At 34.5% G+C, this 17085-nt stretch carries 14 protein-coding genes; all 14 read right to left on the bottom strand.

The window, feature by feature from the left end; genetic code table 11:
• Window positions 1–28: 28 nt before the first annotated feature.
• Window positions 29–1891 carry a putative porin gene (locus tag MJQ71_RS03895; RefSeq protein WP_238804645.1) on the bottom strand — a complete coding sequence of 621 codons (1863 nt, stop codon included), beginning with the start codon at window positions 1889–1891 and terminating at the stop codon, window positions 29–31.
• Window positions 1892–2035: 144 nt separating this feature from the next.
• Entirely contained in the window at window positions 2036–3217 is a 1182-nt protein-coding gene (gene chrA, locus MJQ71_RS03890) for a chromate efflux transporter (RefSeq protein WP_238804643.1), read from the bottom strand.
• A gap of 15 nt (window positions 3218–3232) precedes the next feature.
• On the bottom strand, window positions 3233–4189 hold the full coding sequence (locus MJQ71_RS03885) for an isopenicillin N synthase family dioxygenase (protein ID WP_238804641.1): 957 nt from the start codon (window positions 4187–4189) through the stop codon (window positions 3233–3235).
• A gap of 108 nt (window positions 4190–4297) precedes the next feature.
• The gene (locus tag MJQ71_RS03880) at window positions 4298–5116 is read right to left on the bottom strand and encodes a DUF4405 domain-containing protein (RefSeq protein WP_238804639.1); all 819 of its coding nucleotides are present in this window, start codon (window positions 5114–5116) and stop codon (window positions 4298–4300) included.
• A 68-nt stretch (window positions 5117–5184) separates the two neighbouring features.
• Entirely contained in the window at window positions 5185–8460 is a 3276-nt protein-coding gene (locus MJQ71_RS03875; protein ID WP_238804637.1) for a VCBS repeat-containing protein, read from the bottom strand.
• Between the two features lie 220 nt (window positions 8461–8680).
• Window positions 8681–9769, bottom strand: coding sequence for a 4-oxalomesaconate tautomerase (locus MJQ71_RS03870; RefSeq protein ID WP_238804635.1), 1089 nt, complete (start codon window positions 9767–9769; stop codon window positions 8681–8683).
• A gap of 4 nt (window positions 9770–9773) precedes the next feature.
• Window positions 9774–10544: an NAD(P)-binding domain-containing protein gene (locus MJQ71_RS03865; protein WP_238804633.1), complete on the bottom strand. Its 771-nt coding sequence runs from the start codon at window positions 10542–10544 to the stop codon at window positions 9774–9776.
• Window positions 10545–10554: 10 nt separating this feature from the next.
• Window positions 10555–11184, bottom strand: a complete 630-nt coding sequence (locus tag MJQ71_RS03860; RefSeq protein ID WP_238804631.1) for a 4-carboxy-4-hydroxy-2-oxoadipate aldolase/oxaloacetate decarboxylase — start codon at window positions 11182–11184, stop codon at window positions 10555–10557.
• A gap of 9 nt (window positions 11185–11193) precedes the next feature.
• The gene (locus MJQ71_RS03855; RefSeq protein ID WP_238804630.1) at window positions 11194–11913 is read right to left on the bottom strand and encodes a PIG-L deacetylase family protein; all 720 of its coding nucleotides are present in this window, start codon (window positions 11911–11913) and stop codon (window positions 11194–11196) included.
• A 15-nt stretch (window positions 11914–11928) separates the two neighbouring features.
• Window positions 11929–12897, bottom strand: coding sequence for a VOC family protein (locus tag MJQ71_RS03850; protein ID WP_238804629.1), 969 nt, complete (start codon window positions 12895–12897; stop codon window positions 11929–11931).
• A 4-nt stretch (window positions 12898–12901) separates the two neighbouring features.
• Window positions 12902–14191: an MFS transporter gene (locus tag MJQ71_RS03845; protein ID WP_238804628.1), complete on the bottom strand. Its 1290-nt coding sequence runs from the start codon at window positions 14189–14191 to the stop codon at window positions 12902–12904.
• Between the two features lie 90 nt (window positions 14192–14281).
• Window positions 14282–15160: a helix-turn-helix domain-containing protein gene (locus tag MJQ71_RS03840; RefSeq protein WP_238804627.1), complete on the bottom strand. Its 879-nt coding sequence runs from the start codon at window positions 15158–15160 to the stop codon at window positions 14282–14284.
• A 477-nt stretch (window positions 15161–15637) separates the two neighbouring features.
• Window positions 15638–16324, bottom strand: a complete 687-nt coding sequence (locus MJQ71_RS03835; protein ID WP_238804626.1) for a hypothetical protein — start codon at window positions 16322–16324, stop codon at window positions 15638–15640.
• A 176-nt stretch (window positions 16325–16500) separates the two neighbouring features.
• A complete protein-coding gene (locus MJQ71_RS03830) occupies window positions 16501–17037 on the bottom strand; it encodes a DUF4890 domain-containing protein (RefSeq protein ID WP_238806422.1) in 537 nt (178 codons plus the stop codon).
• Window positions 17038–17085 lie beyond the last annotated feature (48 nt).

Below are 17085 nucleotides of genomic sequence, written 5' to 3'. Positions count from 1 at the left end.
TTTTGAAAATGCATTCAAATAGTAAAAATTAATCAAAAAGTGGCCAATTAAAGCCCATAAAAAAGGTACGTCTTAAACCAGGATAAGTTGAGCTTACGTAATATCCATTGGCTGGAAAACCTTGATTTACATGAGCAAATTTAAAGAAAAGGCGGACTTTACTGATTTTTAAATCGGCAAAAACATCAGCAACGGGTGTTCCCCAAACTGATTGTTGGTCTTGCAAAAAGAATTGCCTAGTCAATGGCATATAATTATCAGCCTTGTAAGCAGAACGATAATAAATTTCGACACCAGTATTGATATGCAGTACTTTTGCGTAAACAAATTCGTAGGCAATTTTAGTGTTATTTGCCAATTTTGGCATTCTAATGTATTGTTCCTGAGAGTTTGCAATAAAATACATTTGATTGGAAATCAATAACCTACGCCAACGATATTCTGCTCCAAGTCCTACTTTAAAAATACTAATTGGTACAGAAGTTTGCGAAACTTGAGCTTTTTGATTGTAATAAATGTAGTTTTTTATCAGTGAATAATTGGCACTTGGGAAGAGTGAAAATCTACCTTTGTGAAAATCAGTTGACGCATAAAGGTTGTTTGAAAAGGTATTTTTTAGCCCTTTTTCCCAATTATAAGCAGCACTTACAAATTTTTCATCCAAAATTGTGGCAGGAACTGATAACTGTGAAAAACCTACTTTTATTTTGGGGCTCAAATATTCGGCTTGTAACCTGAAATTTCCATTTGAACCAATTTCAGCTTCAGCATAAGCACGACGAACACTATCAGGAAAAAAATAATTTGCCCAACCGCCAACGAGGGTTTCGGATTTGAGTTTCAATCTAAAATCATCTCCAAAATCTGATTTTAAGTTATACAAACGTTGACGCAAATTTAATCGGTAAGCAAATCCTCGATAAATACCCTTAATACCAAATTTATTTTCTAGTAACCGATAGCGTAAATCCATCGAAAGCGTATCCAACGAATTTTTAGGTGAAACAAAGTAATATTCCGCTTTTGCTGCCGAATCCGAACCAAAAGTTACATCTGTATATAAATCTCTACGTTTTTGATAATCTAAAATATGATATACCTGAAATCCATTTGAAAGCATATATTGATGATAAATATGCACACTATTTCGCCAATCTCTTGAAGCCGCACTGGTGAGTTTTGAAAGATAATCTCGGTAATTTCCTAAATTATTTACGTCAATAAACTGAGTTGTATCTGCAAGTGGTTTTATCCCCCCTTGTTCAATTGGAGCGTGATTAAAATGGTTATAATTAGCTAAAATAATATATTTCCCATCTTTTGATTCATAATTTGTGTGAAACATGACCGCCCAACTATCAACCAATCGGTCTTCACGAGTTTTAGGAGCTCCATATTGCTTCGATGAAGATAAGCGAACCATATCTAGCGTAGCATTGAGGCGGGGCTGGATGTTTTGAGAATGTGTAAATTGCATTCGCCCTGTTCCTCCACCCGACTGCACATAATAGACATTAGTATAAGGCGATTTTGTATTATAATATTTGGTTTTTCGAGCATCTAAAGCATAAGCTCCGTAAGTAGAAAACCCTAATTGTTTGCCAATTTCGTCAGAAGGTTGAAAAAATAATGGTTTAATCGCTGTACCGATATTACCTAAATCTTGATAAAGTAGCCCATTTCTGTAATTAAAATCAAATAAATGAAAGTCGTTGAGTGTTGTATCTGGATTATAAAAAGTCTTTCCATTATTCAAAATATCATCTTCGAGAATGTACCGAACGGTCTTTGTTCCATAAACAAGTTTGGTGGAGTCGTCAAGAATTTGGGCTATTGAAAGCCCATAAATCATTGATAATAAAAAAGTTATAAATATTTTTTTTTGATTCATTTGATTCTGAACAAAGTCAAATTTAGTTTAATTGGTTTTTCCATCCATAACAAAAAACAGGCAAATAGCTCGCTTCGTAATATTAACGCAATTTACGGCAAATCTTTGAAATACGAATCGTTAATTGTTGTTAAGAAGTTGTAGTTACGTTATTATCCAACCTAAAAATAAACCGCCGAAAATAATTAAATAAGTAGGAACAAGCCGAGTTTGAAGCAAAATCAAGGTCAAAATAATCGTTAAATCAGCAACCAAATCTGTTGACATCGGTTGAAATAATGATATGGCTGCCGCTCCTGTAAGCCCTGTACTTGCAGCATTGATACCTTCGAGTGAAGCCCGTATTCCACGGTATTTTTTTAATTCATTCCAAAATCGAATTACAAAAAATATCAAAAAAGTGCCTGGCAGAAAAATGCCCATGGTGGCTGAAATACTACCTAAAATTTCACCAATTGTACCCCATTCTCTCATTGACAACGAACCCACAAAAGCAGCAATTGAAAAAACTGGACCAGGGGCAACTTCCACAATTGCAACACCAGACAAAAATTCATCCGCCGACAAATAATGTTTAAATTCAACAAATTCGTTATAAAGGAGTGGTTTTAATATATGTCCACCACCAAAAGCCAAACTTCCATTTCTATAAAAATTTTCAAAAAGCCTAACTGGAAGTGAATGGGTAACAGCCCCCAAAACTACTGAAAAAATCAAAACACCTACCCAAAGAATGAAGTTTGCCCATTCAATTTTGATAGGTTGTTTTTCCATTTTTTCGTGCTGATCAAACTTAAATGAAGTGGCAAGTCCGCCCAATAAAATCCAAATGGGTGTAATATAAGGTGAGCGAAAAAGATAAGCTGCAATTGCCGACAAAACCATCAAAACAACGCTAGTTTTTGTCTTAATTACTTTTAAGCCAATAGAATATGCAGCAAAAAAGATAAATGCCACTCCCATTGGTTTGATAAATCGAGTTAGGTTAGTCAGTTGATTTTTATCAACATAAGTCACTCCAAGTGCGGCCAAAGTCATCAGTAATGTCCCTGGCAAAACCCAAACAAAAAGTGTGAGATAAGCCAAACTTGGCCCGCCCAAACGAAAACCAATTGCAGTTATCGTTTGGGTAGATGTTGGCCCAGGTAATACTTGACAAAGAGCTTGAAGTTCGAGAATTTCGGCTTCAGTAATATAATTATGTTTTTTTACAAGCCTATCCAAAAACATCGTCAAGTGTACTTGCGGCCCACCAAAACAAGTGAGAGCAAGTATCAGTACGTCTTTCAAGAAAATGATATAACGAATCTGACGGGTTTTTGCCATGCTTTCAGAACTAATTTATTTTTTAAAGCCTAATTCCCTTAATCTTTCTGCCAAAAATTCGCCTGCTGTCATGTTTTCATAAAGCCGTGGATTTTCAGCATCTATACAACTTTCTAGGCAAGTCAAATCCATATTGCCACGAGGATGCATAAAAAAAGGTATTGAAAAACGTGAGCTTTTCATTTTTTCACGAGGTGGATTTACCACACGATGAATTGTAGATTTTAGTTTGTGGTTTGTCAAACGGTCGAGCATATCTCCCACATTAATAATGATTTGCTCAGGCAAAGCCGTCACAGCGATCCATTTTCCATCCAAACGTAAAACTTCCAAACCTTCAGCCGACGCCCCCATCAATAGCGTTATTAAATTAATATCTCCGTGAGCGGCGGCACGTACTGCCCCTTCAGGCAGGGCATCGGGGTTTTCGATAGGAAAATAATGCAATGCTCGTAAAATACTATCGCCATTTCGTACTTTTTCTTCAAAAAAATCTTCTGGAAGAGCCAAATACAAAGCAATTGCTCGGAGTAAAGTTTTGCCTGTTTTTTCAAAAGTTCGATAAACTTCCGTGGTAAACTGTTCAAATTCAGGCACTTCTACAGGAAAAATATTTGTAGGCATATTTCCATCAGCTACAGGCTGTCCAACATGAAAAAACTCTTTTAAATCAGGTTTTGTAAAGCCTTTTGCCGTCTCTTTTCCTTTCCCAATGTAGCCACGTTGCCCCAAAAGTTCAGGAAATTCATATTTGGTTTTCAATTCGTCTGGCTGATAAAAAAACTTTTTAACTGCCTCATATAATCGTTCTCGCAAGTCATCAGAAAGTCCATGATTTTTAATTGCTACAAAACCGATAGTATTGAAAGCATGGCCAAGTTCTTCAACAAATTTATTTTTACGAGCGTCATCGCCAGAAGTAAAGTCTGCCAAATCAAGCGAAGGAATTGAATCAAGTAGTGTTTGTTCCATAATGATGAAGATGTTTTTTGGCAAAATTAAGGAAAAACATTGAGTCTTGTTTATGAGTTTTGCGATTTGAAATGAATAAATCAAATTTCAAATCGCAAAATCAAAATTTTATAACTCAACTAAACCGCGAGCAATAAGACCATTTTCCTTAGATTTCAACTTAAAAACATCACCTTTTGCTTTGTCAACAGATGCTTCGTAAACTTCAGTTTTATTGCCACTTTTTACTTCTAAAAGAATAAAAAACTGACCTATTGAAGTTGTATTTGTTTTTAACACGAAGTTATCATGTGGTGTTTCTTGCTCAAAATTAGCAGTTTTTACTTTTGCTTTCCCTGACCAAACCGTTAATGTTTCAGCTTTAAAATCAGAAATATCAAAATGACCTTCACGGGCTTCTTCTTCATCAGCTGGTATCGCAGCAATTTTGGCAGGAACAAATAAGTTTTCCACAAAATTATGTGCAGAATCTTCTACCCAAATCGCTGTAACTGGCAGTTCGGTTTCTTTTGTTTTTTCCAGCAAAATCGTCAAAGCGGTTCCTTTTACATCATTATTAGTTTTAACTTCACTAAAAGTTAATTGCTCTGGTCTTGGTGGTCTTTTCCCAGCAAAAATTCGACCCGCTTCTGCCACTGGTTCTAGCAATTCGGTTATAGCTCCAGCTAAAATCACTAAAAAAGCAATTCCTGCGATAATAAATTCTTTTTGAAATTTACCACTTTTTCGCTCTTTTGAGTAGCCAGTTATCGAAGACCAGTTGTTAACTATGTGAAAAATAGCAAAACCAACGAAGATTAAGCCAAAGATTGTGTGCGTCATTTCAACAGCGTGAGCTTTTTGCTTGATGTAAAGCAAAACTCCAGTAATTGATAAAGCTAAAAATGCAAATGCCACCGAAAGACTAATAATGTTCTTCTTTTTCATTATTAAAAAAGTGTTTAGGGTATGTTTAAAATAAGTAATTTACGAACCATGCTCAGCAAAAAATGCTTTCATAAAGCTTTAGAATTTTTACTAAAACTTCTAACTTTTTGACTATTTATTGAAATAATTAACTGATTACCAACCATTTTTAAATCACGTACATCTCCTTTTAAGCCGAGATTTGAGGAAAACTTAAAATTTCCTTTTTTATCATTCAGAAAAATTTGTCCATAATTTGCATCAATATTTCCAATTCTGACTCGACCCTTTGATTGATTTCCAGCCAAAATCAAATCTTTGAATCCATCATTATTAATATCGGCAGAAACAATGGCAAAAATGGGTGAAAATTGAGCTTCAATAGGCAATGTTTTTAATCCAAATTTGCCATTTTTATTCTCTAAATATACAGTTTGTAAAGTAGTTGCTGTATACTTTTTGGGTTGTTTTTCTTTAAATTCGGCCAAAACTTCATCGGTTGTGGCATTTGCATACAGTTCGTGCGAAGTGTATTTTTTCTTCAAAGCCACAATTTGGTCAGTTAACTCATCTCGACTATACGTAGGATAACGTTTTCCTTGTATAAAATACGATTGAACTGGGTCAATTTGTCCATTGTCATCAAAATCCTGAAAATCTAAGGTCATAGGTTCAGCAACAGATGCTTTGTATTGTGAATTGAGTCCATAATTTCCAACAATTATATCCAAATCACCATCTTTGTCAAAATCATCGGCCGAAATACGTTGCCATAAACCAGTCATTTTTTCCAATTCATTATCAACCTTGTTAAAAACGCCATTATCATTTCGTAAACAAATAATGCCCGTCCATTCGCCTACCACCATCAGGTCTTGCCAACCATCATTATTAAAATCAATGACAAGGGCGTCGGTCAAAATTCCTAATTCATTGAATGTATTATTTTCAACTTTCGTAAATTTATCTTTATCATTTCGATACAAACGACTCGGATTATGAATTGGATAATTAAGCGGAATAATTGACCCAGTAACAAACAAATCTAGGTCGCCATCGTGGTCAAAATCAATCGTTTTCACGCTACTATCGGCATAAGGAGCATCATCGAAAGCATCAAAAGTTTTGGTAAAATTTCCTTTACCATTATTCAAATAAAGGCGATTATGTAATACTAAATCATTAGGCAAATATTCATAACCTCCACTTGTGACGTACAAATCCAAATCACCATCACCTTCTACATCAAAAAAAACAGCATCTGTATCGGTTGATAATTCATCTTGTTTAAATGCAATTTGTTCCTTTTTAACGAATTTTGCATCACTTTGCTGAATAAACATTTCGCCCGATTGCCCTTTTCCGCCGCCAATAAAAACATCTTCTAAACCATCATTATTGACATCTCCTTTTGCCATTCTTGGGCCTTGAAAAGAATACATGTGCGGCAATAAAATCTGGCGATTAAAATCATTAAATGGTATTTGTTTATGCTCAAAATTCAATGAATTTGTTTCGGAGAATAATGGTTTTTCGGTAGTCAAATTAAACGAAGTAGTATTTGGAGAATAAGCTATTTTTAATAACTGATTGGCTTTAATATTGGTTTCTTTTTGAATTGCTCCGTTGTTCCAAACGATTACTAAACTATCAATTTTCTCATTCTTTCCTAATCCAAAATGCAAAGGAGTCATCATGCTACTTTGGAAACCGTGTGTTGGCGTAAACTCCTGGTACTGAGAAAGATTTGAAGCAAAAAGATAAACTTTGGCACTTAAATTAGTACTTTGATTTTGCTTTGGACTAAGTTGAATATTGATATAATTTCCGACTTTTTTTTCGATGCTCAAATTCTTATAAACTGATGCTTCTTCGTTGATATTATTGGTAATAATTTCCAAATCACCATCATTATCTAAATCAGCATAAACCGCACCATTTGAAATCATTGGGGTTTCAAATCCCCAATCTTTTTGTTTATTAGAAAATTGCAGCGGAGACCCATTATTCTGTTCATTTTTAAATATATAATTCGGTGTTTTTGTCGATGGCATTTTTTTAATCACTTCCATGATACTTTGCCCACCTTGCCTTCCTTGATCGGCATAATATTTCATGAAATCCATGTTGGTATAATCTCGTAAATACCCATTGGTCATAAACAAATCTTTGTAACCATCATTGTCATAATCAGCCAAAAGCACTGACCAAGTCCAATCAGTATTTGAAACGCCAGCAAATTGTCCGATTTCGGAAAAAGAAGTTTGCCCTGCGGCATTTCTACTACCTAATTGCAGCATATTTCGCATAAACGAAGGCTGAATTCCATTTTTCAACATCGAAAGATAGGCTTCGTATTTATCAGGGCCAAATAGCAATTTTTGTCGTTTATTATCTTCAGGAAGCATATCTGCGGTAATAATATCAGGAATCAAATCATTATTGATGTCACCAATATCGTTACCCATCGAAAAATAACTTACATGATTAGTCATAGATTTTATTTCGTCAGTAAAACCCAAATGACCATTAGCCCCATTTTTATTATTGATATAAAGATAATCTTCTTCCAAATAATCATTTGAAACATAAATATCTGTCCAACCATCGCCATTTATATCAGCCGTGTGAATCCCCAAACCGAAACCAATTGGATTTCCTTTGATTCCAGCTTTTTGACTTACATCAGCAAATTTCCCATTTACATTTTCTAATAGTCGGTCTCCAGCTAAAGAATCTCTCATTGCATGGACAGCTTCTACATCAAATCTTTTAAAATCTTTTACATTATGATTTAGTACGTAGGCATCCAAATCTCCATCTTTATCGTAATCAAAAAAAGCTGTTTGTGTAGTATATGTATGAAGATTTAGTCCATATTCAGCGGCATTTTCAGTAAACTGCGGAGAACCATTTTTATTTTTTTTATTGATATACAGTTTATTGTGTCTAAGATTTTCATTGTCGATATTAGCTGAAACAGAGACAAAAATATCTTGCCAACCATCATTATTAATATCAACAATGGTAACGCCAGTTTTCCATTCACCATTCCATTTGATACCAGATTTTTCGGTAACATCTTCAAATGCCAAATTTCCTTTATTGATATACAACTTATCTTCGCCTTGATTGGCCGTAAAATACAAATCTGTTAAACCATCATTGTTAAAATCGGCAGCAGCAACTCCTCCACCGTTATAAAAATATTCATAACTAAGTACATTATCTGTTTCTGTTTCCTCGATTTTATTGATAAAATGGATATTTGTATCATCGGCGTCCAACTTTTCAAAAATTGTGTCAGAATTATTTTTACAACCAATTAGTAGAAATAAAATTACTGATAAATTGAAGACTTTCATTGAGTTATTTGAATGGAAATTACAAACACTAAGGTATAAAAAATGCTGTTGTTTACAAAGTCATTTGCTAGTTGTTTGAAAACCGTTCAACAATTAATCTTGAAAATACAATTTAATACAAATAATATCCAAAAAATAAAATGCCCTGAGTTTACTATTTTCACTTGATTTATATCAGGATGATTCGCATGAATTTGACAAAAAAAATATCAATTAACATTTAAATCCAAACTGATTTCGGGATAAAAACTTCACCTCTACTTAATAATCTTGCAGTGCGAATTAAACCTGATTTTTTAATAATTAATTTGTCATTTTCAAATGAATAATTTATTGAAATAGACATTTCTCCAGCTGGATGTTCAATTGATAGTAATTTATTTTCATCAGAGAAATTAGCTATCCCGCTTGCAATCGAATGAGGCAATAAACTACAAGTTGCCACTGAAATGGCGGCCAAAACGCCAATTGCTTCGTGACAAACGTGTGGAATAAACATTCGTGTATTGATTGAACCACCATTTTTAGCAGGTGAAATTAAACACATTTTGGGTATTGTTTGATTGTTGACATCACCAAGATTCATCTTTTGACCAACTGCTAATCGAATATTTTCGATACGAGTTTTGAGTTCTTCATTGTTATCCAATTCTTCCTTAGATTCGTAGCCCGTTATTCCAAAATCAGTTGCTCGCATCACAACCAAAGGCATTCCATTATCAATGCAAGTCAATTCGATACCATCAACAATATCAATTATATTTCCAGTAGGCAATAATGCTCCACAAGTCGAGCCTTCAATATCAAGATAATTACAGACAATCGGGGCAGCCGTTCCCAAAACTCCGTCAACGCTGGCATTTCCTGCATATTCTACTTCAAAATCAGGCGTTTGGACAATTACTTCACAAATTCCACCCGTATTGATCATATTTATTCTGGCAGCCGTAGTTGGATTATTAGCTTTAATCATACCAGATTCTATGGCAAATGGCAAAACCCCCGCAAGGATATTTCCACAATTTTGTACCGTCGAAACAACCCCTTTTCCGAGTACAACCTGAATGAATAAATAATCAAGGTCAGCATTTTTATTAGTTGAGCGGCTAACAATAGCAACTTTACTCGTCAAAGAATTCGCTCCACCTAAACCATCTATTTGGCGTTTATCACCCAAACCAACGCCTTCCATTGCTGCTAAAATAACTTTATTGCGTAAATCTTCGTCGATAGGTAAATCTAAGGCATTGAAAAACAAACCTTTGGAGCTTCCTCCTCGAATTTGCATAAATGGAATAGCTTTTTGCATTTTTTTATAATAATTTTTCTAAATTTTGGCGTGCAGCTTTTGATACAATTGGGTCGATTCCTTGATTTTCAAGCATTTCAACAACTGCTTCCATTTCGTGCATTCTTCTAAGGGCATGCGTTTTGCTTCCTTCAACAAAACGGTCTATTAAACCATCATTTCCACCAATTACTGAACTAATTTGTTCACGAATGTAGCTTTCTAAATCATATTTTCGACCTGCTTCCATGGCTTCGCAGATAACCGCTGCCACACCTTTATAAACGATTGACCGTAACAATTTTCTGGTAGAAGCTTCGCCAACTTCTTCGCTCAAAACTGTGATATCCAAACCTAAATCGGCTACTTTTTCTTGAAAAGTTTTAGCTCCATTACCAGAAGCCAAAAAGGGCGTTTTAATGCCTTTTGGTGGAACTGGAGCCATGATGGCCAAATCAACATATTTTACACAAGTAGATTTTATCATTTCAAAAATCGCAATTTTCTTATCAGGAGAAGACGTATTCATTTCTAAATAAATCTTTGACGCATCTAAAACAGGAAAAACTTCACGAGCTACTTCCTCTGAAACTGAAGAAAGATTGACACTAAAAATAATAGTTGCTTCTCGAGCGGCTTCCAAATTGCTCGACTTCATCTCAATGGTTGGATGTAAAACTCTTTTCGGATTTGGGTCAAAACCTATAATTTTCACGCCCAAATCCGCCAAATCATTGGCAAAATGTGAGCCTGCTTCGCCAAGACCTAAAATGGCAATTGTTAAATTATCATTCATATTTTTGAAATTAGTAACCATATTTTTCGTCCCAACCATAGATTTGCAAAGAATTTCTTCCTTTTCTCAATTCTGCTCTAGTACGTTCCTCTTTTGCTTCTCTGGCAATGGCTTTTTCAATTGTTCCTTCTACTTTATTTTGTGGAATCACCACTACTCCATCTCTATCACCAACGATTATATCGCCTGGATTTACGATATATTCACCCATGATAATTGGTTCGTTAAGTGTTCCTTCTCCCTGATTTCCAGTACCTTTTATGCACAAACCACGACTAAAAACAGGAAAACCCATCGTTTCAATATCATCAGCATCTCGCACACAACCATCGATCACTAAACCAGCAATTCCTTTGGTTTTTGCACCTAAACTCATCAAATCTCCCCAATACCCAGCTTCGTAAAAATTTGAACAATTAACAACCAAAACATCACCTGATTTTGCGTAAGCATAAGCTCTGTGAAGCAGCATATTATCACAAGGCATCGTTTTTACGGTGTATGCTGGTCCGCAAACTTTCATTTTTGGACTAATTGGTTTTATTCCCGAAGGCAAATTTCCTGTTTTACCCATCGCCTCGTGCAATGTCGCTGTCGAAAACCGACTGATTTCTGCAATCAATTCTTTACTTATATTCATTTTTTTATATTAAAAAATCGTATTCGTTACCCTCGGCACTTGACTTTGAAAGGCTTCGGCAAATTTGATATTTTTTTTACCCGAAATACGTCTTGCATGATTTGCTCTTCGGGAAGCTAATTCGGCATAATAATCTTTCAAATAATTTTGAGCTCCCATACAGGCCATTGCATCCATTTTTTTATCAATTACAGAGCTGATATCAATAAAAGTATCAGGAATAAAACTAGATAATTCGGGCTGATGAGGCTCGAAAGAATACCATGCAGGTGGGTCGATATTTTTGAAAGCACTTGGCACACCTGCACCACTTGACAATAATCTTGCACGTTGAGTAGCTTGAAAAGCCAATGGATGGTCAGGATTAAAAGGGTCTTTTTCGGAATGAGTCAAAATAACAGTTGGCTCAAAATCACCAATAATTTCGGTTAATTGTTCAATTCTTTGGTCAGAAATAATCATTGGATAATCACCCCAGTCCAAAAAACGAATCGGTGTACCAATGACATCAGCAGCTTTTTGAGCTTGTTCATGGCGAATGATTTTGACACTTTCTTCTGTCCGATTTGGATTTTCTTTCCAAAGTTCACCAGACTCGCCACGCTCGCCGTACGACATTGCGATAACTAAAGTCTCCGCTCCTTCTTCTATCGCCTTGGCGATTGTTCCAGCCGAACGCCAAACAAAATCTCCCGAATGGGCTCCAATAACTAAAAGTTTCTTTTTCATAGTTTTTTACTTTTTTTAATCTATCAATTCTTCTGGCATTGGTGTTCCTTTCGTATGAAAACTACTAACAGTTGCCAACCCCCAAGCCTGCCCTTTTTTGCGTTCTTCTTGTGTCCAAACGATGGTTTCATAATCTGGGTCAAGCACTAATCTTGCGGTAGTATTAGCAATTTCAATCCGATTTCCTCCTGGTTCATACACATACAGAAAAAACGTTTGTTGAATTGTATGTTTATGAGGACCCGTTTCAATAAAAATCCCATTTTCGAGGCAAATATCGGCAGCAATTAATACTTCTTCACGGCTATTGACCGCATAAGTTACATGATGAAATCGGTTATTCATTCCCAAATGGTCTTCGGTAACTGCCAAATCATAAGATTTTGAATTCACTAAAAACCAAACAGCTTTTGGATTCAAATCAATAGCATTATCAACTATTGTTTCGGTTAAAATTCCGCCTAAATTCTCCATCTGGAAATCCCTAAAAGCTCGAACATCTTTAGCAAAAAGATTCAAATGATCAATACGACGAACGTTTATTCCTCTTGCAGGAAATTTGCTTGCCGTATTTTTTAAGGCTGAAATATTACTACCAACCGCTTTATATTTTTCAGTTTCAAAATAAATTTCGGTCAAATGACCACTCGGCGATTGAAAAGTGTAAGCTGGCCCGTGACCCAAATCGCCATCATTCCAACCAATTCCATAACCAGATTTTTCGATTGCAGCCACTCTCCTCATCAAAGCTTCCTGACTTTTGGCTCGCCAAGCAAAATGCTTCATTCCAGCGTGTTTATGAGCCGTTAACTTTAATGTATGATGTTCGTAATCGTCGTACGCTCGTAAATAAACCGAATCATTCTTTACGTCGCTAATAGACATACCCATAATTTCAGTAAAAAAACGAGTACTTTCTTCTAATTTTGGCGTAAATAATTCTACATGGGCTACATGAGCCAAATCCCAAATGGTTGCTTGCATAAGTTTATTTTGAATCGGAAAATTGAATATTAAGCGTTGCTAATCCACTAATAATGAGTGGTATTGAAAATAGAAAAAAATTGATAGCCATTGAATACCCTGCTGCGATGAATATCCCTCCAATAATTGGCCCGACGATTGCCCCCGTTCTTCCCAAACCAACTGCCCAACCCACACCCGTTGCTCTCACTTCTGTCGGATAAAGGCGAACAGCCACCGAATACAAGCCTACAAATCCCCCCTGAATCCCAAAACCTATCAATCCAAAAAGAACTAAAATAAAATCTGAGCCTTTGAAAAACCCAAACATTGCCATTAAACTGGCTGTAGTTATGAGAAATAAAAAAATGATTTTTCGTAAACCAAATTTTGCAGATAAGTACCCTTGTACGATTATTCCTGAGAAAGCTCCTACATTAAATACAGTTCCAGCATAGATTGCTAATGAAACCGATAAGCCAGCAGTCGTAGCTAATTTTGGAATCCAGCTAGTCAAGAAATAAAGCGTAGCGAAAGCCATAAAAATGGCAGCCCAAAGTAAAATTGTTTTTTTTCTAAACGAATTTGATAAAATTGAAGAAACTGAGTTTTTAACAATTGTTACTTTGGGAAATGGAGGCAAAAGCTCATGGGCCTCAGGAGGCAGTTTTTCTAGCACCTCCTTTGCTTCTTTTATTACCTTCTTAATCTCAACTTTTGATAAGTAATCTTCAGACTCGGCTAAGAAAAAATATATTAAGGGCAAAGCACAAAAAGTAATGATTCCTGATATTGTAAAAGCCATTTTCCAACCATAAATCGGAATAATTGCCGCAGTTAACAGACCTGTAAAAACAGCACCTAATGGATAACCAGCCATAACAAAACTAACCCAAAAATCTTTGGTTTTTTTGGGTGCGAATTCGGCTGTTAATGTGGCTGTACTAGCCAGCATACTGCCTATTCCTAGTCCACTTATGAAACGTAAAATCAATAAATGTTCAACAATTTGGCAAAAACAGGTCAAAAAAACACTGATTCCCATAATTAATGCCGAAATAATAATTGTGCGTCGTCGGCCAATTTGGTCTGCAAAAGGAGCTAAAAAAATCCCTCCAATGGCCATTCCAAATAATCCAGTACTAAATATAAGACCTAACATTTCGGGGCTAACATCCCATTCTTTTGCAAGCGAAGGTGCAGTATAAGAAATCACCATCACATCCATTCCGTCGAGCATATTCATTAGGAAGCATACGAATATAGTAGTATTATGGTTTTTCAAAATACTACTCAAATGTAGATTATTAATCATTATTGATTGAATAGACAGTTATAAATAAGTTTAGATTAGATAATTACAAATCTATTTATTTATCAATCCAAATTGGTAGGATAATTAAGGCTAATTTAGGTATTTTTCGGTCATTTGGTTCCGAAAATCAGAGGGTGAGCAGTGAGTAATCTTTCGGAAATACCTAGAGAAATAAGATGTATCTTCAAAACCCAATTGATCAGTAATTTGGCCAATGGTTAAATTTGTATAACTCAAAAGGCGTTTCGCTTCTAAGACTGTTCTTTGTTGAATAATATCTGTAACACTTTGATTTGCAACATTTTGAACAATTCGGTTCAAATGTCGAGGTGAAATAGACAATTTTTCAGCATAATCACTAGGCGAAAGATTTTCAGTTAAATGTTTTTCAATTAGATATATAAATTGTTTATAAACAACAATTTGATGTTTTGAAGATTGGTTTGATTCATAAGCATTAAAAAGACGTTGGATTTTCACCAAAAGAACAAAAACGAGCGAACTCAACGCATCTTCACGAGCATCTTGCAGCTGAAACTCTTCTAATAATAATTCAAAACAAGCAATGATTTGGCTTGCATTCTTTTCCGTAAGTTCAAGGTAAGGATTGTGATACAGATTATCTAAATAAATTAACTCAAAAAGAATGTTTTTATTCGGTTGCCCAAGTAACAAAAACTCTTCGGTAAACATTAATCGATATCCTTCAAAAACTTCATTATTTCGTTCCCATTGATGAAGTTGGCCTTGAGAAATAAAAAATAAAGTAGTGCCTTTTATCTCAAATTCTTTATAATCAACACTTTGTTTAATCAAACCTCTTTTTACCAAGAAGACCTCATAAAATTGATGTTTATGAGGTCTAATAATATTTTTTGCAGGTGGAGTTCCTTCCAGTTTATTGATATGAAACTGAATATTTTTCTTTGTTGTATCTAGAAAATCAGCTATTTGATAGATTTTAAACAATTAATAAAGTCGGTTTTATGAATCAAATTATGCAATAATTTGCAAAAGTATAAGTCAACTGAACAACAAATTTAAGAAAAACATTGATTAAAAAAAGACTGGGTCAAAATGCCCAGCCTTTATTAATTGAATCCACACAACTTTTATGAAAAAACTATAATATATTATCTCTAAAATAGATTTAGCTCTAAATTCACGATTTATTTGAAAATAATACAAAAAAAAAGGACTGGAGTAAATAACCCCAGCCTTTCCCGCTACTAAATCCACACAACTTTTATCTTTAATATTTTTTATATTCTATGATAGATGACGATTGAAATTTGCAAAAGGTTGCATTGAAATGCTAAAAATTTTGCGTTTTTAATTTTGGTTCAAAGATAAAACAAAATTATATGTTGTTACAAGTATTTTCTTTATTTTTTTGTTATTGAATGGACAAATATAAAAATAAATTTACTTTAAAACCAAGTAATATTATAATTTTCGTAAATGCCATTCGTTAATAATTTTTTTTGGCGATTTATTATTGAATACCCAATGATAGATGTCAGTTATTAATGCAAGACGAACATTTAATCCAACACTATAATAAAGTCCATTATAACTATCGGGGATATTTTTTTCTAACAAAGCATAACGATAACCACCTTGCACTGACAACCCACCCCAGCGAGTTGCTTTCCAGCCAACATAAAGACCAACTTGAATTGGGATAAAATAATCTTTGCGTTTCCAGATTTGGATTTCGTCGAATAATCCAACTCCTTGGTTTTTTGTTGCTCCAATACCCACTTCAATCGGTACACTCAATTGCCAATTTCGATTATTAACAAAATTTTTCCAGTACATTAAACTAAAGAAATAAATATCAGTTTTGGTATAATAATCAATATTTACTCTTTTGGCTGCACTTTTTCGCAAATCTAGCAATCGCAAATAAGAATTCAGATTAAGCCAATAGTAGCCTAAAGTAATTTGGTTACGCTTTTTTCCGATAATTATTCCAGAATTCACTCCCCAAATATTAACATTTTTAGCTTTTATAATTGAGCTTCGAGCATCCCAATTGATTGCATAACTTAATCTAGCACGAAGTGTATCAGGCTGTTTGACGAGTACAGAATCATTGATTTGTGCGAAAACTTCCGAACATAAAAGCATCAAAAAAAAGCAGTAGATGACCGCTTTTTTAAATTTATAAATGATAGCTATGTTAAATTGCTTTTTTTTCACCAATACAAATAAAACAAATAAACGCTTATATTGTACTAGATATTTTACCGAATAGGAAATCAAGGTAAAACTCTAATATGCAAGATTAAGCATTTGATTTAATTTTATTGTTTAACCTCTTTCCCTTTTCCGCCTTTTGCTCCTTTTTGATTTTTAGCTTTCATTTCCTGGTATGTTTCAAATTGTTCTTCTGTTAGAATTTTTTGTAGCTCTTTATCTTTTTTAGTTTCTAAAGCAGCCATTTTTTCTTTGGCATTATCAATTTGAGCAGGAGTTGGCTGTGAATTTCCAAAATCTTTTTTAATCAACTCATATAAATCTTTACGTTGATAGGCATAATCTTCATTGAGTGAAGAAATAATAATTTCTTGTTCTTCATTCAATTTTAGCTTTTTTACCATTATCCTAGTCTCTTCTTTAGCAACTTCATCAGGGTCTGGTGGAGGTTTGGGTTTTCCGTTATCAAAGCTTGGATTATTAAACTGATTACCATAGCCACGACCATAACCGCTGCCATAGCCACCGTATCCTCCATATCCACCGCCATAACCACCGTATTGAGCAAATGATGTTGAAATTGTACCAATCAAAAAGCACAAAAACAAAAAAGTGGTTTGAGCTAAATTTTGATTCTGTTTCATAGTTAATATTTTGAAATAGGTTTTGTTTAGAAAATCAAATTGCTCAAA

This window comes from Emticicia aquatica, assembly GCF_923079645.1.
Taxonomy (GTDB): domain Bacteria; phylum Bacteroidota; class Bacteroidia; order Cytophagales; family Spirosomataceae; genus Emticicia; species Emticicia aquatica.
This window is presented reverse-complemented; position numbering and strand designations above follow the sequence as displayed.